Origin of the sequence: Winogradskya humida (assembly GCF_016862215.1) — a bacterium.
GTDB classification, from domain to species: Bacteria; Actinomycetota; Actinomycetes; order Mycobacteriales; family Micromonosporaceae; genus Actinoplanes; species Actinoplanes humidus.
Window position 1 is genome coordinate 104,930 of the sequence record NZ_BOMN01000087.1, and the last position, 20,614, is coordinate 125,543.

The window sequence follows — 20,614 nt, forward strand, 5'->3', positions numbered from 1 at the left end:
CCAAAGTGTTTCCGATCGTTTTCTTCCTGCTCTGCCGTGTGCGCGGCCTGACGGACGCGCCCCGTGGACAATCGAGAGGCCAGCTCGTGAGCCTTCGCACCACGCCAAGCCCCGCCGGACCGGTCGCACCCCGCCGAACCGCCCGGCTGACCCCGCTGCCGTCCCCGGCCGCCCGCCTCGCCCCCGGCTCCTTCCTCGGCGCCTGGCAGCAGCTCAACGCCGACGCGACCATCGGGCACTGCGTCGACAACCTGGAGACCAGCGGCGTGCTCGCCAACTTCCGGCGGCTCGTCGAAGGCGGCCCGCAGGGCGCTTTCCAAGGCTTCTGGTTCGCCGACTCCGACCTGTACAAAACACTCGAAGCCGTCGGCTGGGAGATCGGCCGCAGCGGCACCGACCGCTGGGCGCAGCTGCTGGACGACGTGGCCGGCCTGCTCGAACGGGTGCAGGAGCCGGACGGCTACCTCAACACGTACGTGCAGGGAACGCCGGGCGAGCAGCGGTTCGCCCGCCCGGACTACACCCACGAGCTGTACTGCGCCGGTCACCTCGTGCAGGCGGCCGTGGCTCTGCACCGCGGCAGCGGCGACGAGCGTTTCCTGACCGTCGCCCGCCGCATCGCCGACCTGGTCGTCCGGGAGTTCGGCGAGGACGGCCGGGCGCTGATCGACGGGCACCCCGAGGTGGAGACGGCCCTGGTCGAGCTCTACCGCGAGACCGGTGACCAGGCCTACCTGCGGGCGGCGGAGCTGCAGATCGAGCGGCGTGGCCACGGGCTGCTCGGCCCGGGCCACTTCGGCGCCGTCTACTTCCAGGACCACGCGCCGGTGCGCGAGGCGACCGAGGCCGCCGGGCACTCGGTGCGCCAGCTCTACCTGGCCGCCGGGGTCACCGATCTGTACCTGGAGAACGGCGACGAGGCGCTGCTGGTCGCGCAGGAGAAGCTCTGGGAGAGCGCCTTCGGCACGAAGATGTACGTGATCGGCGGGCACGGTTCCCGGCACCGCGACGAGGCGTACGGCGACCCGTACGAACTTCCGCCGGACCGCGCCTACGCCGAGACCTGCGCCTCCATCGCCGCGCTGCAATGGAGCTGGCGGCTGCTGCTGGCCACGGGGAAGCCCCGCTACGCCGAGGAGATGGAACGCGCCCTGGTCAACGCGATCGCCGCGTCGACGTCGGAGACCGGCACCGCGTTCTTCTACTCCAATCCGCTGCAGCTGCGCACCGGCCACGACGGTTCGAGCGAGGATTCGCCCAGCGAGCGGCTGCCCTGGTACCGCTGCGCGTGCTGCCCGCCCAACCTGGCCCGGCTGCTCGCCTCCGTGCACGCGTACGCCGCGACCGGCGACGACACCGGCCTGCAGCTGCACCTGATCACCGCGGGCGAGTTCAGCGCCCCGGGGCTGACCGCGAGGGTCGAGACCGGTTATCCGTACGACGGCGACGTCCTGATCACGGCCCACGGCACCGGCGAGCTGTCCGTACGCGTCCCGAGCTGGGCCGCCGACGCCGCGGTGGAGGTGACCGGCGGGCAGATCCTCGCCGGGGCCACGCCCGGCGGCTACCTGCGCGTGGCCTGCGCGGGCGACACCACCGTCCGGCTGGCCCTGCCGATGACCCCGCGCCTGGTCCGCGCCGACGAACGGGTCGACGCCGTCCGCGGCTGCGTGGCCGTGCTGCGCGGCCCGGTCGTCTACTGCGTCGAGCAGGCCGACCTGCCCGGCGGCGTACTCGTCGAGCAGTTGCGCCTGGACCCGTCCGCGGCCGTCACCGAGGAAGGCACCCGGTTGCGGCTGTCGGGCTTCGCCCGCAAGGACGACCCGGACCTCTATCCCGCCCACGAACCGGCGCCCGCCGCCGGGGACGAGTCCATCACCTTCACCGCGATTCCCTACCACTCCTGGGCGAACCGGGGGCCGGGCGCCATGCGCGTCTGGCTGCCGCTCGCCTGACCGCTCACATCGCAGAAAGCGACTCCACCATGGTCAGGAGTAACTCCCGGCTCGCGGCGGCCTTCGCCGCCACGGCCGCCCTCACCCTCGTCCTCTCCGGCTGCGGCGGCAGCGACGAGAAGACCTCGAGCGCCACCGACAAGCCGACCGGCACCGCGACGCTGTGGGCGCGGGACAACGAGAAGGCCTTCATCAACCTGCTCGCCGAGCAGTACAACAAGACCCATGACGGCAAGGTCCAGGTCACCATCGTCCCGTCCGCGAACTTCGTGCAGAAGTTCGGTACGGCCGCCGCGCAGGGCTCCGGCCCCGACATCGCCTCGATCGACCTGGTCTACCTGCCGTACTTCGCCTCCAAGGGCGTACTCGACGATCTCAGTCCGGTCCTCGACTCACTGTCCTGGAAGGACGGACTGAGCCCGGCGCACAAGAAGCTCGCGATCTACGACGGCAAGACGTACGCCCTGCCGTTCACCGCCGAGGCCTCGGTGACGTTCTACAACAAGGACCTTTTCAAGAAGGCGGGCCTGGATCCGGCGAAGCCGCCGGCGAACTACGACGAGATGCTCGCCGACGCCCGCGCGATCCGTAAGCTCGGCGGCGACTACTACGGCTTCACCATGGCCGGGCAGTGCGGTGGCTGCAACGTCTTCGAGTTCGCGCCGCACGTGTGGGCCAGCGGCGGCAACGTGCTTTCCGACGACGGCAAGACCGCCCAGCTCGACAGCCCCGAGGTCACCGACGCGTTGACGTTCTACCGGCAGATGCAGACCGAGGGCCTGATGCCCCCGACGGCGAAGACCGACAACGGCACCGTCCAGTCAACCGCCTTCCAGAGCGGCAAGGTCGGCATGGTCAACCTCGGCGCGTTCTTCGTGGGAAACCTGGTGAAGGACAAGAAGATCGACTTCGGGGTGACGCCGATCGTCGGCAAGACGGGCGGCACGGCATCGTTCGCCGGCGGCGACGAGATCGCGGTCACCAAGACTGCCAAGAACAAATCTGTCGCGTACGACTTCGTCAAGTGGTCGACCAGCGAAGAAGCGCAGACGATCCTCGCGAACAACGCGATCGTCCCCGTCCGGACCGACCTCATCGACAAGATCTACGCGCCGCTCGACCCGCGCTACAAGGCGCTCGGCGACGCCATGTCGACCGGCCAGACGCCGTACAGCGTGGTCGAGAACGCCATCATCAACGACAACAACGGTTCCTGGGCCACCATGATCAACCAGGCCGTCTTCGGCACCGGCGACATCACGAGCATCCAGGCCACCGCGCAGAAGGCCGCCCAGGCCATCATCGACAAGGGCTGAGCTCCCCGGAGCCCGCCGCGGCCACCCCGTGGCGGGCCCGACTCTCCCGGGAGGGGAGGACACATGACGGACACCACCAGCCGGACGGCGTCGCGGGCGTCGCGGGCGGCCGCACCGAAGCCCGTACGCGGTCCCTGGCTCACCAACCGGCGGCGACGGCTGCTGACGGGCCTGGCCCTCGTGACGCCGGCCCTCGCCGTCGTCACCGTCTTCTTCATCGTGCCGCTGATCATGACGTTCTGGATGTCGCTGCACGACTGGCCGCTGCTCGGCGAGCACCGCTTCATCGGCCTGGACAACTACCGCCGGGCGTTCCAGGACAGCGAGTGGCTGCACGCCATCCGCTTCACCCTCGAATACACCCTGATCATCACGCCTGTACTGCTGATCGTCGCCCTCGCCCTCGCGTTCCTCGTGCACCGTGGTGGCCGGGCGGCGAGGGTGTTCCAGTCGGTGTTCTTCCTGCCGGTGGTCATCGGCTTCGCCGCCGCGGCGTACCTGTGGCTCTATCTCGCCCAGCCGGGCCTCGGCCCGCTGTCGGACCTCGCCGCGAAGCTGGGTATCGCCGGCCGCGACACCAACTGGTTCGCCACCGCGACCAGCGGCCTGCTGCTGGTCTGCCTGATGGTGGTCTGGAAGGTCGCCGGCATGCAGATGGTCCTGCTGCTGTCAGGCCTGCAGTCGATCCCCGTCGAGGTCAACGAGGCCGCGCTGATCGACGGCGCGGGCCCGTGGAAGACGTTCCGCTACGTCACCGTGCCGCTGCTGCGCCCCACCCTCGCGCTGGTGCTGGTCTTCTCGGTGGCGGGCTCCCTGCTCGCGTTCGACCAGTTCTACATCATGACCTCGGGCGGGCCGTCCAACGGCACCATCACCGCCGTCTACCAGATCTACCGCACCTCCTTCATCAACTTCGAGCTCGGCTACGGCGCCGCGCTGTCCGCCATGCTGATGGTGGTCCTGGCGGCAGTCAGCGCGCTGCAGATGCTCCTGCTGCGGAAGACGGACAACTGATGGACACCCTCACCGACGTACGCCGCAGCCTGCCCCGCGCCGCCTGGTGGGCCGCCTGCCTCTGCGTCTCGGTCCTCGTGCTCTACCCGCTCTACGTCATGCTGTCGCAGTCACTGAAGAGTGGCGCCGAAGCGGCCGAGAACCCTCCGACGATGTACCCCCACCAGCTCTCCGTCGACAACTACAAGGCATTGCAGGACACCGGCCAGTACGGCATCTGGCAGCACGTCGGCAACAGCCTCGCCGTAGCGGGCGGCGCCACCCTGCTCACCGTCGCCCTGGCCACCCTCGCCGGTTACGGCTTCGCGAAACTACGCTTCCGCGGCAGCGGCGTGCTCTTCTTCATCATCCTGGCCACGTTCATGATCCCGTTCCAGGCGATCATCACGCCGCTCTTCTCGATCCTGCACGGCCTCGGCCTGAGCAACACCCTGCTCGGCCTCACCCTGGTCTACACCACGTTCCAGCTGCCGTTCGGCATCTTCCTCATGCGCAACAGCTTCGCCTCGCTCCCCGCCGGCATCGAGGAAGCGGCCTTCATCGACGGCTGCGGCTTCTTCGGCGCAATGACCCGGGTCCTGCTGCCCGTCGCCGTCCCGGGCCTGATCAGCACCGCCCTGTTCACGTTCTTCACCTGCTGGAACGAATTCTTCGCCGCGCTCATCCTGATCACCGACGAATCCAAGTTCACCCTGCCGGTAACCCTGACCGTCCTCGCCTCCAACCAGCTCGGCACCCTCAACTGGGGCATCATGCAGGCCGGCGTCGCGGTCACCGCGATCCCCTGCATCGTGCTCTACCTGCTCCTCCAGCGCTACTACGTCGCCGGCCTGGTCGCGGGCTCCGTCAAGTGACCTTCCCGCGCCACCAATCAACACCGGTGTTCGGTGCAACTCTGCGGGTTTGCTGTCGATCGTGTGGGTATGGCAGATCTGCGAGCGGGCTCCTCCCGGCTGCTGACGGCATCCGTGTGGGGGGCGGGTGCGGTGCTCGCGGTGATCGTGGTGCAGATGGTGACCGGGTGGGGCACCGATCACCAGATACGGGTGCTCAATGACCTGGCGTATGTGCCGGTCACCCTGCTGACCGCGGCGCTGGGGCTCCGGCTGATCACCAAAGGCGGCCTGCACCGGCGGGAGCGCCGTGCCTGGGTCCTGCTGGAGGTGGCGTTCCTCGGGCAGGTTGTGGCGCATGTGGCGTCGCTGATCCGGGACTTCCAGCCCGGGTCGCCCCCGTATCCGAACGTCTCCGACTACCTGTATCTGGCGGCGATCCCGTTCGTGGTCGCCGGGCTGTTGCTGCTCCCGGCCGCGCGGCGGGACCGCGGCGATCGGCTCAAGCTGCTGATCGACTCGCTCATCATCGTGGCCGGTGCCTGTATGGCGCTGTGGTACCTGGAGATCGGCCCGATGCTGCAGTATCCGGGTGCGGACCCGGCGGTGATCGCGTTCTCCACCGCGGTGCCGGTCCTCGACCTGCTGCTGGTCTTCGCGCTCATCATCCTGCTGCTGCGCCGTCCGGAGGCGGGTGCCGCGGTGAGCCTGCTGAGCGGCTCCATGGCGTTGAAGGTGGTCGCCGACAGCACGTACACCGTGGCGTACATCCAGTTCGGTATCTCTTACCGGCCGGGCAGCTGGCCCTTCCTGCTGTGGGCGGCGGGATCCTTCCTCACGCTGCTCGCCGTCCATCGCCGGCTGTGCCAGGACGGCTTGACGCAGGCCCGGCGCCGGGGTCGCAAGCGGCTCGGCTGGCTGCCGTACGGTGCGATCGTCCTGGCGTACGGACTGATCGCCTTTGTCGCCCGGCACCAGGCCCTGTATCCGCTCGGCGGGATGATCTTCGGCGGGGTCGCGATCACGTCCCTGGTGATCGCCCGGCAGCTGTTCGCCCAGCGGGAGAACCGCCGGCTCGCCGTCACCGACCCCCTCACGGGGCTGTCCAACCGTGCCCTCATCGCCGAGCGGCTCACCGAGCTGGTCCGGCAGCCGATGCGCGAGGGCCGCCACGGTGCCGTCCTGCTGATCGATCTGGACCGGTTCAAGCCGATCAACGACACGTACGGCCACGAGGCCGGGGACGCCGTGCTCAAGGCGGTCGCGGTGGCGCTTCGCGCGGTGATCCGGTCCGGTGACACCGCCGGGCGGCTGGGCGGTGACGAGTTCGCCGTCGTGCTCCCGGGGCTGCCGAGCCGGGCCGCCGCCGAGGGCATCGCGCAGCGGCTGGTCGACGCGCTGCGTACCCCGGTGATCTTCGGTGAGGCGGTTCTCGGCGTCGAGGCGAGCATCGGCGTCGCCTTCCGGGACGAGACCACGGCCGATATCGAGCAGCTGCTCGCGCACGCGGACGCCGCCATGTACGCGGTGAAGCGTTCCGGCCGTGGCCGCTACGGCGTCTACACGCCCGAGCTGGACATTCGCGTACGCGACGCCGAGATGCGGCGCGCCGTGGAGAACGACGAGTTCGTTGTCCATTTCCAGCCCGTGGTCCGGCTGACCGGCGACGGCGGGGGCATGACCGTCGAGGCGCTGGTGCGCTGGAACCACCCGGCCCGCGGGTTGCTGATGCCGGGTGCCTTCATCGAGCTGGCCGAGGAGACCGGCGCGGTGGTCGCTATCGGGGAGTGGGTGCTGCGCGAGGCATGCCGGCAGGCCGCCGGCTGGCAGACGGTGAATCTGAGCGTCAACCTCTCCGCGCGCCAGGTGACCCGGACCGGGCTGGTCGAGACGATCCGCGACATCCTGGCCGAGACCGGGTTCCCCGCCGACCGCTTGGTGCTGGAGCTGACCGAGAGCGTCATCCTGCACCCCGACGAGGCGACCGTGGCACGGCTGGAGGCGTTGCGCGCCATGGGCATCGGCATCTCGGTCGACGATTTCGGCACCGGTTACTCGGCGCTGAGCTATCTGCGTACCCTCCCGGTCAGTGTCCTGAAGATCGACCGTTCGTTCATCACGGGCATCGACACCGACCCCGACACGTACGCCGTGGCCGAGGCACTGGTCCGGCTCGCCAAGGCGTACCGCCTGCAGGTGGTGGCCGAGGGGATCGAGACCGCTGAACAGGCCCGCTGCGTGACCGAGATGGGCTGCGACTACGGCCAGGGCTACCACTTCGCCCGCCCGATGCCCGGCCCCGCCCTGGCCGGGCTACTCACCGCGCGGCTCAGCCCAGAGCGCTCCTGACCAGAGCGCTCCTGACCAGAGCGCTCCTGACCAGAGCGCTCCTGACCAGCGCCGCGATGGTTGCCGCGCCGTCGGAGGTGAGTTCCGTCAGCGCGTATGTCGGGCTCATTCGCCCACGCTGATGGCTGGTACGCGGGTTGTGCTTCTCGATTCCTGATCGGCTGCGTATCGGGCCGTCAGCTCGCGTTTGAGGACCTTTCCGCTCGGGCCCAGCGGGAAGGAGTCGACGAACTCGACCCGGCGCGGGTATTTGTGACCGGCCAGGCGTTCCCGGCTCCAGGCCACGATCTCCTCGCCGAGCCCGGTGGTCCCGCCGCTGCCGGGGGCGGGGCGCACCACGGCGCACACCTCCTCACCGTGGCGGGGGTGCGGGACGCCGATCACGCTGACCTGGGCGATGGCCGGGTGCCGTGCCAGCACCTCCTCGACCTCGCGCGGGTAGACGTTGTAGCCGTTCCGGATGACCAGGTCCTTCTTGCGGTCCACCAGGGTGAGGCAGCCGTCCGGGCCGAGGTGGCCCAGGTCGCCGGTGCGGAACCAGCCGTCCACCAGCACCGCGGCCGTGGCCTCGGGGCGCCCGAGATAGCCTGCCATCACGTTGTGGCCGCGGACGATGATCTCGCCGATCTCGCCGGGGGCCAGCGGCTCGATGCGGCCCTCGACGTCCGCCGCGGCCACCGCGACCTCCACACCCCACACCGGCCAGCCGACAGTGCCCGGGCGGCGGGGGAGCCCCGGCTGGTTGTAGGCGACCACGGGGGACGTCTCGGTCAGGCCGTACCCCTCGTAGACCGGGCAGCCGAACACCTCCTCGATCTCCTCCAGGACCCGCACCGGCAGCGCGGAACCACCGGAGTAGGCGCGCTCGATCCGGGGCCGGTCCGTGCCGCCGCGCGCCCGGACGGCGTCGAGCAGGGCCAGGTACATCGTCGGGACGCCCATGAACACCACGGGCCCGTGCCGGACCATCAGGTCGAGGGTCTCGCCGGCGTCGAAGGACGGCATGAGAACCATGGTCGCGCCCGCCCGGAAGCACACCCCCATGCCGCAGATCTGGCCGAACGTGTGGAACAACGGCAGCGCCAGCAGCAGCACGTCGCCGGTGGTGAGATCGAACGGCGAGATCATCGTGACGCCGATGTTCATGACGAGGTTGGCGTGGGTGAGCACCGCGCCCTTGGACCGTCCGGTGGTCCCCGAGGTGTAGAGCACGACCGCGGCGTCCGCCGGTTCGCGGGGAAGGTAGCCGCTCACGGGCTCCGCGGCCTCGGCGAGGACGTCCAACCTGCCGGCGTGCTCGTCATCCCCGGCGAGCACTGTCAGCACCGGGATGCCCGCGACCTCGGCCGCTTTGCTGCCCGCGGCGAGGTGGGCGCCGGAGCACACCAGCAGCCGGGCTTGGGAGTCCTCGAGAACGTACGCGATCTCCTCGGCCTTCAGCAGCGCGTGCACCGGCACCACGACCGCACCGGCCGCCAGGGCGCCGAAGTACGCCATCGCGAAGTGCGGGGTGTTGGACAGCAGCAACGCCACCCGGTCCCCGGGGAGCACGCCCCGGCCGGTCAGCACCGTGGCGTACTGCCTTGCCTGGCGCCACAGGTGGTCGTAGGACCAGGTCTGCCCGCCGAAGACGATCGCCGGGCGGTGCGGGTGCAGGGCCGCCGGGCCGGCGAGCACGGCGGCCAGCGACAGCGACATCACGCCACTCCGCGTACGCCACCGCGCGCGATGCCGAGCTCCTGCCAGATGCCGTCGAGCGCATCCGCGAACTTCTCCACGTCGCCGAGCGTGTGCGTCGCGGACGGGGCGATGCGCAGGATCTCCTCCCCTTCCCGGACGCTGGGCGCGTTGATCGGCTGGACGTAGATGCCGTGCCGGGTCAGCAGGATCTCGGATGCCCGCCGGCACTGGGCGTCGTCGCCGACGAACACCGACACGATGTGCGAGCCGTCGGAGACGAACGGGATGCGTACGTCTTTCAGCAGCCGGTGCAGGAGCTGGGCGTTGGCGGCGAGCCGGTCGCGTTCGGTGTCGGAGGACCGCAGGTGTTGCACGGCGGCGAGCGCGCTGGCAGCGGTCGCCGGCGGCAGGGACGTGGTGAAGATGAACGGCCGGGACAGCGAACGCACGGCCTCCACCAGGGCGGCGGGCCCCGCGATGTAGCCGCCCGCGGTGCCGTAGCCCTTCGCGAGCGTACCCATGTAGACGGTGAAGCGGTCCGCGATCCCCTCGCGTGCGGCGATGCCGGCGCCCTGCGGGCCGTACATGCCCACGGCGTGCACCTCGTCGACGAACGTCGTGGCGCCGAATTCCTCGGCCAGGTCGGCGATCCCGGCCAGCGGCGCCACGTCGCCCGACATCGAGTACACCGACTCCAGCACGATCAGCTTGGGCCGGGCGGGGTCCGCCTCCGTCAGCAGCTCCCGCAGGTGGGCCACGTCGTTGTGCCGGAAGATGCGCTTCTCGGCACGGCTGTGCCGCAGCCCGTCGATGATGGAGGCATGGTTCAGCGCGTCCGAGAAGACGAGGGTGCCGGGTGCGTGACCGGCGAGCACGGTGAGCGCCCCGTCGTTGGCCGTGTACCCGGAGGAGAAGATCAGCGCCGCTTCCTTGCCGTGCAGCTCGGCCAGCTCCTGTTCGAGCAGGACGTGGTAGAAGTTGTTGCCGCCGATGTTGCGGGAGCCGCCGGAGCCGGCCCCGAAGGCGGTGATTGCGGTCTTGGCCGCTTCCAGCACCGAGGGGTGCTGGCCCATGCCGAGGTAGTCGTTGCTGCACCAGACGCTGACCTCCACATCGGAGGAGCCGTCGTGCCTGCGCGCCAGGGCGCTGGGGAAGCGGCCGGCGCGACGGCCGATCTCGAGGAATTCCCGGCGCTGTGCGCCCGGCGCCGCCGTCTCGTCGGTGAAGAACTGCAGATGCTGGTTCATGGCGTCAACTCGCCTCTCATGCTTCGACGGTCGCGGAGGTGGTGGCGAGGCGCAGCCGGTGCTTGTCCGGCTTGCCTCCCGCGTTCAGGGGGAGCTCGTCGAGGATCGAAACCTCGGTGGGTACGTGGCCGGCGCTCAGCCCGGCGGCGATGTGGGCCTTGACGTCCTCGATGGACAGTCGTGCGCCCGGCCGGGGTGCGACGGCCGCGTGCAGATGCTCGACGAGGTCGCTGTCGCGTACGCCGAAGACGGCAGCCTGTGCCGCGCCGGGCATCGTGAGGATCCGCCGCTCGACGACGTCGGGATGCACGAGCACCCCGTCCGTCTTGACCACGTCGGCTATCCGGCCCAGCAGGTGCAGGTAGCCGCGCTCGTCCAGCCGGCCGAGGTCGCCGGTGCGGTACCAGCCCCGGTGCAGGGCCCGCAGGCTCGACGCGGGGTCGGCCCAGTAGCCGTCCATCAGGTTCGGTGACCGCACCCAGACCTCGCCGACGACCCCGGGCGCGACCTCCTCCTCGGTGTCCGGGTCGTGCACGGCGATCTCGTTCTCGCCGAACGGTCGGCCCACGGTGGTGTGCAGGGCCTGGTCCTGGTGGTCCCCGGGGTGCAGGAAGGTGATCCGGCCGCTCTCGGTGGTGCCGTATCCCTGCACCAGAACGGGACCCAGCAACCGGACGGCCTCGGCGATCCGGGCCGGCGCTGCGGCGCTGCCGGTGTAGATCAGTTGCCGCAGCGAGGACAGGTCCGCGTGGGGCAGACCGCTGTGGTCCAGGAGTTGGTAGAGGTGTGCGGTGGCCATGAAGGTGTGGGTGATCCGGTGCCCGGCCACGGCTCGCAGCACGGCATCCGGCTCGAACTGTTCGTGCAGCACGACGCTGCCGCCACCGGCCAGCACGGCATCGGCCATCGTCGCGACGGTGTGGCTCAGCGGGGTGGTCACCAGCAACCGGGCCTCGCCCGTGTCCGGTGCGCCGAACGCCTGCCCGGTCACCTCCACGAGGTTGTCCCAGGCCGCCGCCGACAGCCGGGTGCCCTTGGGCCGCCCGGTGCTGCCGCTGGTGAATCCGATCACGGCGAGGGCGGGGGCGTGCCAGGCGGCCGGGCGGGCGGCATCCGGTCTGCCCGCCGTGCCGGGGCTCACGACGGTCAGCCGCCCCCGGCACCTCCCGGCGAGCAGATGAGCGCGCTCGCTGTTCTCCGCGTCGGTGACCAGCACCCGCACCCGGGTGTCGAGCAGGATGCGCAGCTGGGTCTCCACGGGCAGCGGGTCCGCCGACGATCCGGGATTGGTGGACCGGACGTGGCACACCGCGGCGCCCAGGAGATGGGCCGCGTACCGGGCACGGAGCATGCCGGGGCTGTTCGACGCGGTCAGGATGCCCACGACCGTGTCCGGGCCGGCGCCCAGCGACCGCAGGACACCGGCCGTCCCGGCGACCGAGGCCGCGAACTGTCCCGCCGTCAGCGTCTCGTCGCGCCAGTGCAGCACCGGGCGGCCGGGGTCGGTCGTCAGGGCTGACAGGATCCGCGCGACGTAGCCGTCGTGCGGTGCCCACCAGTTGTCGGGTAACGCCATGTCGGCCTCCTGTTCAGACAGTGGTACGCAGTTGCGCCGCAAGCTCCGGCTGCAGGTTCGTCATGACGTCGACGAAGTCCTCGTGGGCACCGCGGGCCGGCGGTTCGGCGCTGTACGAACGCAGCGCTGGGGTGGACCACTGCAACTCCTGCAGCCGCTCCACGAAGGGCCGCCGGATCCGCTCGTACGCCCCGGCCCGCGACGGATCCCCGTGCGTGAGGGCGTCGTCCAGCGCGTGGGCCAGCGACGCGGCACTCTGCACGGACTGGTTCAGCCCCTGACCGCCCAGGGTGTGCAAACCGTGCGCCGCCTCGCCGAGCAGCAGCACCCGGCCCGCGCGCCAGGAGGCTGCCTGCCACATCGAGAAGTCGACCCGGAACACCGGGGAGGTGCGGTCCCTGACCTTGCCGAGCCAGTCGGAGAGCTCCGGGTCCACGGCCTTGATCTGCGCGGCGAAGACCTCCGGATCACCCTGTCCCAGGGCTTCCGCTTGCTGAGGGCCGGGGCACCAGACGACGGCCATCGAGGCGTTCGGGGTGGGGATGGTGAACAGGACCTGCGGCGCCGGGTGCCGCACCAGGGCAACCGGTTCGCGGTCCGGGACGACGGGGGCGGCGACCAGCCAGCCGGGGCGCCCGAACGAGGCCTCGTGCAGGGAGATGCCGGTCAGATCGCGCAGCGGGGAACGACGGCCGTCCGCGGCGACCGCGTAACGGGCCCGGACGAGCGCCGAGTCGGTCAGCGTGAGCAGGACACCGTTGTCGTCCTGGTCGACGGCTGTCACCCGCGCGTTGGTCCGTACCGTCGCCGTGGGCTCCGCACGCAGCCGGCGCAGGAGTGCCTGCACCAGCGTTCCGGTCGGGAGCGTCAGGCCGTACGGCCGGGTGATCCCGGGGAAATCGGCGTACCGCCAGCCGTGCAGCAGCCCGGCGGGGCCGTGGTCGTCGACCCCGAGGACGCGCTGGCCGCTGCCGAGAATCTCCTCCTCGAGACCCTGCTCCGCCAGCAGCCCGAGGGTGGGCGGCGCCACCAGGGGCGAGATGCCCGCTCCCGCGGGCTCGAACTCCGGCTCGGCGGTGACCAGCAGCACGGAGTGGCCCGCCCGCGCAACCAGCAGCGCCGCGAAGAGTGCCGTGGACCCACCGCCGGCCACGAAGACGTCCGTCTCGATGGCAGCGGTACCGGCGGGGGACTGGTCGTCTGGTGTCATCGGCGCTCCTGGCGTGTCCGGCTGCGGGTTTCGTAGTCATCGTCGCCAGCGGACGGCCGGTCGCGAAGACCCGTACGGGCGCCCCGTCCGAGGGGCCCGCACGGGCCGGTGATCCTTCGGTGCGGTGGTCCCGCACCGGCCGCCGTGCACGTCCGGTGACTCTGTGACAACTGTTAACCGGCGTGTACGCTGGCAGAATGCCCGATGCGACGGCCGCACCCCTCACCAAGCGCGTCGATCCTCGTGTCCGGCGCACCCGCGCGCTGCTGCGGACGGCCGCCCTCGAGCTGGCCGCGCAGTACGACTGGGGCAACATCACCATCGCGCACGTCGCCGACCGCGCCACGATCAACCGCGCGACGGTGTACCAGCACTACAGCGATCTCGAGTCGTTGCTCGTCGACGCCATGGAGGACGAGCTGACCGGGCTGGTGGCGTTGCTGGCCCGGTGCCCGCTGCCCGACGGCACCGGTGGCACGCCCGCCGAGTTCGCCGACGTCTTCCGCCACGTCGAGTCCCAGGTGGTGCTCTACCGGCGGATGCTGGGGCCCTGCGGCTCCGCCCGCTTCATGAACCGCCTTCAGCAGCTGGTGGCCGCCCAGGTGGAGCAGCGGCTGACGGCGGAGGCGGCGGAGACCCGGAGCCTCGTCGGCATCACTCTGCGCGGGCACTGCGCGGCGGGTGCGTTCATCGGCGTGCTGCGGCACTGGCTGACATCGCCGGAGCTCGTTCCCGCGGAGACCATGGCGATCGACGCCTGGCACGCGCTGTCCTCGACGAACCGCACGTGCTGACCTCCCCTCGGTAACACATCTGCCGGTCCCCGGTGACACACAGTGGATCGATTGTGGAACGTTGCGTCTATGGGCGCCACCGGCACGCTGTCACTCTGGATCTGACAGTTCGGGAAGCACCTGAACACGGGGGAAGACCGGAGGACTTCGTGTGCGTGAGCACGCGGAATCCCCCACATGCGTCTGCAGCATGTTCAGGTCTTGATGAGAGGTGTAGAAACGATGTCGTTCACCCAGGCGGAATGCGACGAACCCAGGGCCTGGCCCGGAGCCGGGCCGGCCGTGCTGACCGTCCTGCCACACGAGATCACCCGGCGCGGGATCGGTAGTCTCCTGGACGGCCTGAGCCGCAGACCGGCGACCGAGGCCTGCGCGAGTCCCGGGGAAGCCGTGGACCGCTTACGCACGGAATCGTTCGACCTGCTGATCGTCTCGGCGGCCTACGGCGAGCCACAGCTGACCGAGCTCGTCGAGCGGGCCACGCCGTACGGCGTGAAGGTCCTCCTGCTGCTGGAGAGCGCCGAACCGGGGCTCATCCCGTGGATCGCCACGATCCCGTTCGACGGCTACCTCATCCAGGAAGATCTGACGGCGGAGTCCATCGCGGAGGCGCTGTCCCGGCTGGATCGCGGCAAGCTGCCCATTCCCGATGCGCTGGCCCGCCTGTTCATCTCGCAGGCGGGACGCACCCGGGGCGGCCACCGTGGCCTGCGCGTCCAGCTCACCCCGCGGGAGCGGGCGGTCCTCGGGCTCATCGCGGAGGGACTGAGCAACCGCATGATCGCGCACCGGTTCGGCATCTCGGAGCACGGCGTCAAACGGCACGTGGCGAACCTGCTGGCCAAGTTCAACTGCGCCAATCGCGCTCAGGTGGTCTCCGTGGCCCTGCAGCAGGGCCTGCTGGCGTGAGCGCGCCGGAGTTGGCGGGCAAGGTCGCGTTCGTCGCCGGTGGGTCCAGCGGGATCAACCTGGCGATCGCGCGGCGGCTCTCGCGCGAGGGCGCCCGGGTGATGCTGATCAGCCGGGACGCGGAGCGGCTGAGATCGGCGGCGAAGCTGATCGCGAACGACGGTGGCGAGGTCGCCTGGGCGGCCTGCGACGTCCGGGACTCGCCCGGCGTGGCGGCGGCCCTGCGGACCTGCGTGGAGCAGTTCGGCGGGCTCGACCTGGTGATCTCCGGGGCGGCGGGCAATTTCGTGGCCCCGGCGACCCGGTTGTCCCCGAACGGGTTCCGCACCGTGGTCGACATCGATCTGGTGGGCACATACCACGTCGCGAAGCATTCGTACCCGTTCCTGACCAAGCCCGGAGCGTCCATTCTCAGCATTTCCGCGCCGATGGCCGATCGGCCCATGCCGGGACAGGCGCACGTGGCGTCGGCCAAAGCGGGAATCAACGCGCTAACCCGTTCGCTGGCGCTGGAATGGGCGGCGGCGGGCGTCCGGGTGAACGCGATCTCACCCGGGTTCATCGCCGAGACCGAGGGGGTGGCCCGTCTGATCGACACCGCGGAGAAGGCTGAGCGGCTGCAACGCGCCATTCCGGCGCAGCGGTTGGGCAGCAAGGCGGACGTGGCCGAATTGGCGCTGTTCCTGTGCACTGCTCGTGCGGAATACATCACCGGTGCGGTAATCGCGTGCGACGGCGGATGGAGCCTCGCCGGACCGTCCGTCCTGGACGCGGCCGGGTAGGGCCGTGGCGTGTGGACATCCTGGCCGGTCCTGGACCGGCCAGGATGTCAGGCGCCCTCCCGCAGGGCCCACTCGGGCATCTCGTCCACGTTGCGGGGCACGACGTTGACCGCGAGCTCGACCACCACCCCCGAGCGCGTGGTGTCGTGCTGGTCGAGCAGGTCGGCGAGCCACGCTGCCCGCCGCCCGCCCATGCTCGTGAGCAGACCGCACAATTCCTGGATCTGGCTGTCCTGACACAGGCTGAGCGTGATCTGCACGGGGGCCGGCCGGACCGGCCGCAGCTCGATGGCGTCCCAGCCCTCGTCGGCGGGCGTGTAACGGATGTCGGCCTCGGTGACCCGGCGGGTCTCGGGCCCCACCCGGACGACACCGGCGGGGGCGGACATCGCCAGCCGCAGGCAGCGGCTGACCGCGTCGCCGTTGAGTCCCCGCGGATTGCCGTCGCCCGGCTCGTAGCTGACGATTGCGTCCGCGCAGATCGCCGCCGCGTGGACACTGGGCAGATCGGGGCGGGCCGCGAGCGCGTCGCGGATCGCGAGACCGGTGCGGACGGCACGCTGGGCGGCGTCGCCGGTGCCGTCGAAGACGATCCAGGTCATTCCTGCAACGCTGCTGATCACCCTGCCGTCGTGCCGGGCGACCTCCCCGTGCACCAGGCCGGAGAGCTCGCCGACGACGGCGGCGGTGCGGGCGTCGTCACCACCCGGCGGCTGGCTCAGATCGGCGAGCACGGCCAGCATGCTGACGGACTGCCATCCGGCGGCGGCCGGGACCGGCTCGGTGGGCTCCGGGCAGGGCGCGGTGTCCCGCGGGCGTCCGGGCACGGCCACGACGGCTGTCTCGGGCCGCCGGTCCAGGCCGGCGTCGTGGTTCAGGATGGACCGTTCGAGCTCCTGCAGCTCCCGGCTCGGTTCCAGGCCGTGCCGGTCGATCAGTGAGTCGCGGGTGCGCCGGTAGACGCCGAGTGCGTCCAGCTGCCGCCCGCACCGGTAGAGGGTGAGCATGAGCTGAGCGGCCAGGCGTTCCCGCGACGGCTCCTGCTCGACCAGGGGCTCCAGCTCGGCGACGATCTCCCGGTGCCGTCCGCAGGCGAGCTCCACGTCGAACAGATCCTCGAGCACGTCGAGCCGGGTGTTCTGCACCGCGACGGCATCCGGCCAGAGCGCCCGGGACTCGAACAGATCGGCGAGCACCGGGCCACGCCATGCGGCGAGCGCCTCCCGCAGGTCGTGTCGCGCCCGCTCCCACTGCGAGCTTGCGGCGAACGCCCGGCCCTGCTCCGCCAGCCGGCTGAAGCGTACGGCGTCCACGCTCTCCGGGTCGGCGTGCAGCAGGTAGCCGGGGGCATGGGTGAGCAGGGCGGGTGAATCGGCCGGACCGGCACCGGTGGTCAGCATCGAGCGGAGCTCGGAGGCGGCGTTCTGCAGCATCTTGCGCCCGGTGGCCGGCACCTCGCTGCCCCAGAGCGACTCCAGCAGCTTGCTGGCGGGCACCACGCGGTTGAGATTCAGCACCAGCATCGCCAGCGTGGCGCGCTGTTTGTAACCGCCGAGCGCAACGGGCTCGCCGTCGCGTATCACCTCGAGAGGACCCAGAATGTGGAATCGCACGTTGGCCTCGCCTCAGTCCACGAATGAATGATCGAGTACGGTCGTCACTGAATTCCGGTGGAAACGCGCCGCAATACCCCATTGAGCGGCAATTCACAAATGTATGCACGTCAATGTGACGTGCGTCATTCAGCATTCCGGTGCGTCCATTCCCCCGAGGTCGCCGCTGACCTGTCGCGGATGGTGCGCTTTGTCGTCAGTTTATCGAATGCCTCCGTGGCGCGTGGTCCCATTATTTGAAGATGGTCGATCAATTGCCGGGCCCGGAGCACACCGTACCCCCGTCGCTCGTTCTCCGGGGGCAAGGTGCGCCCGGGCCCGGATCGACCGCCGGTCTACTCCGGCAGGCCCGTCGTGGCCGCGGCGCGTGGGGCAGCCGCGGCCGCTTCCGGGGCCGGGGGAGTCCGGCGACCGGACAGGAAGAACGCCGGGACCAGCGCGAGCACCGTGAAGGCCAGCGCCCACCAGAACGGCGCCCGGAACGCCGTCGCCAGCGCGTGAGCGGTAGGGCTGTCGGGCACCACGGCGGTCAGGCTGGGGACGCCGGCCGGCAGGTGCTTCAACGCCTCCTGCTGCAGGATCACGGTGAGCAGGGCGGTGCCCAGTGACGCACCGATGCGCTGGAAGACGTGGAATGCGCTGGTCGCGCGGGGAACGACGTCCCTGGGCACGCTGCCGAAGGCGGCCGTCATGGTCGGCATCATCGAGGCGCCGAGTCCCAGACCACGCACCACCAGCGCCGCGCCGAGCAGGAACTGGTTCGGGTCGTCATCGAGGACGACGTACGGCAGGGTGCCCACGGCCACCAGCACCGCGCCTGCGATCGTGACGGTGCGGACCCCCAGCATCTGGGTCAGGCGCTGCAGAAGGATGACAGCGATCAGGTAGCCGATGCTCTGCGGGAGCAGCATCAGCGCGGAGACGAGCACACTGGTGCCCTGGACCACCTGGAAGTACAGCGGCAACGGGATGAGCACGCCGTACATCGCAACGGCCATGATCATGCTGGTCAGATTGCCGGCCGTGAACTCACGCACGCGGAAGAGCTGCAGGTCGAGAAACGCCTCGGTGCGCCTGCGCAGCGCGTGCGCGACGAAGGCGACGCCCAGCACGAGGCCGCCGCCGAGGCCGATCAGCGCCCTGGTGTCGGTGAACGAGCCGGTGGTGCCGGCCTCGGACAGCCCCCACACGATCCCGGCCAGGGCGGGCACCAGCAGCACCAGCCCGACCACGTCGAGCGCGGCGTTCTTCACCGGGCGGACCACATTGTGCACGCGCCACGCGAACAGGGTGATCGACACGGCGCACAGCGGCACGTTGACGAGGAAGATCCAGCGCCAGCTGACATGGTCCACGATGACGCCGCCGAGCGACGGGCCCACCAGGGGCGCGAACAGTGCCGGCACGGTGACCACGGACATCAGGCGGGTCAGCCGTTTCGGGCCGGCCGCCTGGGCGATGAGGGCCTGCGAGACGGGCAGGGCCAGGCCGCCGCCGATGCCCTGCAGGATCCGGAAGCCGATCAGGCTGGGCGCGTCCCACGCGAGCCCGGACATGAGCGACCCGAACAGAAAGACCACCTGGGAGAACAGGAGGATCTGGCGGGCGCCGAAACGCGCCATCGCCCACGAGCCGAGCGGGAGTGTGGCCGTGATGGCCAGCAGGTAGCCCGTCACCACCCACTGCACGGTGCCGATCTCGGTGTCGAACGCCGTCGCCAGCGGGCCGATCGCCACGTTGATGATGGTGGCGTCGAGCAGGCCGGCGAAGCTGCCGAAGGCCATGATCCCGGCGAGCCACCACAGTTCGGGGCTTATCCGGGCGGAGTCGTCTGCCGTAGCGTGCTGCTGACTTGTCGTCACTGTCGGCTCTCTCACTGGCTGGTCTCTCACTGGCGGCTCTCTCACTGGCTGGTCTCTCAGTTCGTGGATGGATCGCGTCCAGGTTTCCACAACAGATGCAGCATATGCAACAAATGTTGTATAGATGAGCTCGGCGGGGGACGGCGCCGAAGGGCCAGTCCGTTCGGGCACCACTCCCGCCCGCGCGCGGCACCACACTGGACCCGCACGACCGCAGGGCGTGCCCGTACGCCCTGGTTCAGGTGACTTCCTGACTGAGGAGCCCCATGGATCGGATCGCTTTCGGAGCCTTTCTGTCGCCCCTGCATCCGCTGGGCGAGGACCCGGCCCTGAGCCTGTGGCGCGACCTGGATCTCGCCGAGTGGCTCGACCAGCTCGGTTACGAGGAGCTGTGGGTGGGTGAACATCACTCGGCCGGGTGGGGGACCATCGGCTCGCCCGAGCTGTTCATCGCCACCGCCGCCGAGCGCACCCGGCACATCCGCCTCGGCACGGGTGTGGTGAGCCTGCCGTACCACCATCCCTACATGGTCGCGACGCGCGCGCTGCAACTCGATCACCTCACCCGCGGGCGGTTCACCCTCGGCGTCGGCGCCGGATCGCTGCCGACCGACATGCACTTCCTCGGCATCGACCCGGCGCAGACCCGGCGGCGTACGGCCGAGTCCCTCGACGCCATCCGCAGGCTGGTGGCGGGGCACGAGCCCGTCACGGTGGAGACGGACTGGTTCCAGCTCCGCGACGCCCGGCTGCAGCTGCGGCCGTGCACAGCCGGGGGACTGCCGATGGCGGTCTCCAGCGCGGTCTCGCCGTTCGGCATGCGGCTGGCCGGCCGGTACGGCATCGCCCCGCTGTCGTTCGGCATCCCCCCGAAGCCGGGTAGCCGCATCGGTGACCTCGTGGGGCAGTGGCAGCACGCCGAGGAGTCCGCCGCAGAGCACGGTCACAAGCTCGACCGGGCACAGTGGCGCGTCGCCCTGAGCGTGCACGTGTCGGAGAGCCGCGGCCAGGCCCTCGATGAGATCGTCGACGGCTGGATGCGCTACCGCAACGAGTACTGGGCCCTGCTGGGCACCCCGCAGGTGCACTCCCGGACCGAGGCGCGCAAGGCCCTGGAAGAGCTCATCGAGCAGCGCAGCACCCTTGTCGGCTCGGTGGACGAGGTGACCCAGGCGCTGCGTGACGTGCAGGCGGAGACCGGTGGCTTCGGCCGGCTGCTGGTCAACGTCATGGACTGGGCGGGACGCGAGTCCGGCCGGCGCAGCCTGGAGCTGCTCGCCAGGTTCGTCGCACCCCGCTTCAACGGTTCGCTCACGGGGGTCACGGACTCCTACGAGTGGACTGCGGGTGTGGCGCGCGCGCTCGCGCGTACCTGATCCCCGTTTGTCGAGGGCTCTGTCCGGTCTCCCCCTGGGCCGGACAGAGCCCTTTCGCGTGTCCATCCCGATCGGACCCTGCCCGTCCGGCCACCTCC

At 70.4% G+C, this 20,614-nt stretch carries 15 protein-coding genes; 9 read left to right on the forward strand and 6 right to left on the reverse strand.

Annotated features, from left to right (window positions below):
• The first annotated feature begins 86 nt into the window (after positions 1 to 86).
• The 5 genes from Ahu01nite_RS30375 to Ahu01nite_RS30395 all read left to right on the forward strand — a co-directional run bounded on the left by Ahu01nite_RS30375 (position 87) and on the right by Ahu01nite_RS30395 (position 7,467).
• On the forward strand, positions 87 to 1,955 hold the full coding sequence (locus Ahu01nite_RS30375; protein ID WP_203840092.1) for a glycoside hydrolase family 127 protein: 1,869 nt from the start codon (positions 87 to 89) through the stop codon (positions 1,953 to 1,955).
• 29 nt (positions 1,956 to 1,984) lie between these two features.
• Positions 1,985 to 3,271 (forward strand): ABC transporter substrate-binding protein, encoded by a 1,287-nt coding sequence (locus tag Ahu01nite_RS30380; protein WP_203840093.1) that lies wholly within the window; start codon positions 1,985 to 1,987, stop codon positions 3,269 to 3,271.
• A gap of 63 nt (positions 3,272 to 3,334) precedes the next feature.
• Positions 3,335 to 4,285, forward strand: coding sequence for a carbohydrate ABC transporter permease (locus Ahu01nite_RS30385; protein ID WP_203840094.1), 951 nt, complete (start codon positions 3,335 to 3,337; stop codon positions 4,283 to 4,285).
• Entirely contained in the window at positions 4,285 to 5,139 is an 855-nt protein-coding gene (locus Ahu01nite_RS30390) for a carbohydrate ABC transporter permease (protein ID WP_203840095.1), read from the forward strand. The genes Ahu01nite_RS30385 and Ahu01nite_RS30390 overlap by 1 nt, the downstream gene beginning before the upstream one ends.
• A gap of 69 nt (positions 5,140 to 5,208) precedes the next feature.
• Positions 5,209 to 7,467 (forward strand): putative bifunctional diguanylate cyclase/phosphodiesterase, encoded by a 2,259-nt coding sequence (locus Ahu01nite_RS30395; RefSeq protein ID WP_239159260.1) that lies wholly within the window; start codon positions 5,209 to 5,211, stop codon positions 7,465 to 7,467.
• 105 nt (positions 7,468 to 7,572) lie between these two features.
• On the opposite strand, the gene Ahu01nite_RS30400 is transcribed toward Ahu01nite_RS30395, so the two are convergent.
• From Ahu01nite_RS30400 to Ahu01nite_RS30415, 4 genes are read right to left on the reverse strand one after another with little or no spacing between them, the layout of a single operon-like run.
• The gene (locus Ahu01nite_RS30400) at positions 7,573 to 9,165 is read right to left on the reverse strand and encodes a long-chain-fatty-acid--CoA ligase (RefSeq protein ID WP_239159261.1); all 1,593 of its coding nucleotides are present in this window, start codon (positions 9,163 to 9,165) and stop codon (positions 7,573 to 7,575) included.
• Positions 9,165 to 10,394, reverse strand: a complete 1,230-nt coding sequence (gene hemA / locus Ahu01nite_RS30405; protein WP_203840097.1) for a 5-aminolevulinate synthase — start codon at positions 10,392 to 10,394, stop codon at positions 9,165 to 9,167. Before hemA ends, Ahu01nite_RS30400 begins: the two co-directional genes overlap by 1 nt.
• Positions 10,395 to 10,410: 16 nt before the next feature.
• Complete coding sequence (locus Ahu01nite_RS30410; RefSeq protein WP_203840098.1) at positions 10,411 to 11,970, reverse strand: class I adenylate-forming enzyme family protein; 1,560 nt, start codon at positions 11,968 to 11,970, stop codon at positions 10,411 to 10,413.
• Positions 11,971 to 11,983: 13 nt separating this feature from the next.
• Positions 11,984 to 13,180 (reverse strand): FAD-dependent oxidoreductase, encoded by a 1,197-nt coding sequence (locus Ahu01nite_RS30415; protein ID WP_203840099.1) that lies wholly within the window; start codon positions 13,178 to 13,180, stop codon positions 11,984 to 11,986.
• Positions 13,181 to 13,377: 197 nt separating this feature from the next.
• Between Ahu01nite_RS30415 and Ahu01nite_RS30420 the strand changes: the two genes are divergently transcribed.
• The 3 genes from Ahu01nite_RS30420 to Ahu01nite_RS30430 all read left to right on the forward strand — a co-directional run bounded on the left by Ahu01nite_RS30420 (position 13,378) and on the right by Ahu01nite_RS30430 (position 15,665).
• Positions 13,378 to 13,974, forward strand: coding sequence for a TetR/AcrR family transcriptional regulator (locus tag Ahu01nite_RS30420; protein WP_203840100.1), 597 nt, complete (start codon positions 13,378 to 13,380; stop codon positions 13,972 to 13,974).
• A 222-nt stretch (positions 13,975 to 14,196) separates the two neighbouring features.
• Positions 14,197 to 14,883, forward strand: coding sequence for a response regulator transcription factor (locus Ahu01nite_RS30425; protein ID WP_203840101.1), 687 nt, complete (start codon positions 14,197 to 14,199; stop codon positions 14,881 to 14,883).
• Entirely contained in the window at positions 14,880 to 15,665 is a 786-nt protein-coding gene (locus Ahu01nite_RS30430) for an SDR family oxidoreductase (RefSeq protein ID WP_203840102.1), read from the forward strand. The genes Ahu01nite_RS30425 and Ahu01nite_RS30430 overlap by 4 nt, the downstream gene beginning before the upstream one ends.
• 47 nt (positions 15,666 to 15,712) lie before the next feature.
• Here the strand turns inward: Ahu01nite_RS30430 and Ahu01nite_RS30435 are convergent, their stop codons facing one another.
• Both Ahu01nite_RS30435 and Ahu01nite_RS30440 read right to left on the reverse strand, forming a co-directional pair.
• The gene (locus tag Ahu01nite_RS30435) at positions 15,713 to 17,278 is read right to left on the reverse strand and encodes an AfsR/SARP family transcriptional regulator (RefSeq protein ID WP_203840103.1); all 1,566 of its coding nucleotides are present in this window, start codon (positions 17,276 to 17,278) and stop codon (positions 15,713 to 15,715) included.
• 335 nt (positions 17,279 to 17,613) lie between these two features.
• Positions 17,614 to 19,140, reverse strand: a complete 1,527-nt coding sequence (locus Ahu01nite_RS30440) for an MDR family MFS transporter (RefSeq protein ID WP_203840104.1) — start codon at positions 19,138 to 19,140, stop codon at positions 17,614 to 17,616.
• A 266-nt stretch (positions 19,141 to 19,406) separates the two neighbouring features.
• On the opposite strand from Ahu01nite_RS30440, the gene Ahu01nite_RS30445 reads away from it, so the two are divergent.
• Complete coding sequence (locus Ahu01nite_RS30445; RefSeq protein ID WP_203840105.1) at positions 19,407 to 20,516, forward strand: LLM class flavin-dependent oxidoreductase; 1,110 nt, start codon at positions 19,407 to 19,409, stop codon at positions 20,514 to 20,516.
• The last annotated feature ends 98 nt before the right edge of the window (positions 20,517 to 20,614 follow it).

Excerpts from the sequence above, each read along its gene's own strand:
- Ahu01nite_RS30445 (WP_203840105.1), top strand. The coding sequence starts at position 19,407 with ATGGATCGGATCGCTTTCGGAGCCTTTCTGTCGCCCCTGCATCCGCTG.
- Ahu01nite_RS30390 (WP_203840095.1), top strand. The coding sequence starts at position 4,285 with ATGGACACCCTCACCGACGTACGCCGCAGCCTGCCCCGCGCCGCCTGG.
- Ahu01nite_RS30400 (WP_239159261.1), bottom strand. The coding sequence starts at position 9,165 with ATGTCGCTGTCGCTGGCCGCCGTGCTCGCCGGCCCGGCGGCCCTGCAC.
- Ahu01nite_RS30395 (WP_239159260.1), top strand. The coding sequence starts at position 5,209 with ATGGCAGATCTGCGAGCGGGCTCCTCCCGGCTGCTGACGGCATCCGTG.
- Ahu01nite_RS30385 (WP_203840094.1), top strand. The coding sequence starts at position 3,335 with ATGACGGACACCACCAGCCGGACGGCGTCGCGGGCGTCGCGGGCGGCC.
- Ahu01nite_RS30410 (WP_203840098.1), bottom strand. The coding sequence starts at position 11,970 with ATGGCGTTACCCGACAACTGGTGGGCACCGCACGACGGCTACGTCGCG.
- Ahu01nite_RS30415 (WP_203840099.1), bottom strand. The coding sequence starts at position 13,180 with ATGACACCAGACGACCAGTCCCCCGCCGGTACCGCTGCCATCGAGACG.
- Ahu01nite_RS30420 (WP_203840100.1), top strand. The coding sequence starts at position 13,378 with ATGCCCGATGCGACGGCCGCACCCCTCACCAAGCGCGTCGATCCTCGT.
- Ahu01nite_RS30380 (WP_203840093.1), top strand. The coding sequence starts at position 1,985 with ATGGTCAGGAGTAACTCCCGGCTCGCGGCGGCCTTCGCCGCCACGGCC.
- hemA (WP_203840097.1), bottom strand. The coding sequence starts at position 10,394 with ATGAACCAGCATCTGCAGTTCTTCACCGACGAGACGGCGGCGCCGGGC.
- Ahu01nite_RS30425 (WP_203840101.1), top strand. The coding sequence starts at position 14,197 with ATGTCGTTCACCCAGGCGGAATGCGACGAACCCAGGGCCTGGCCCGGA.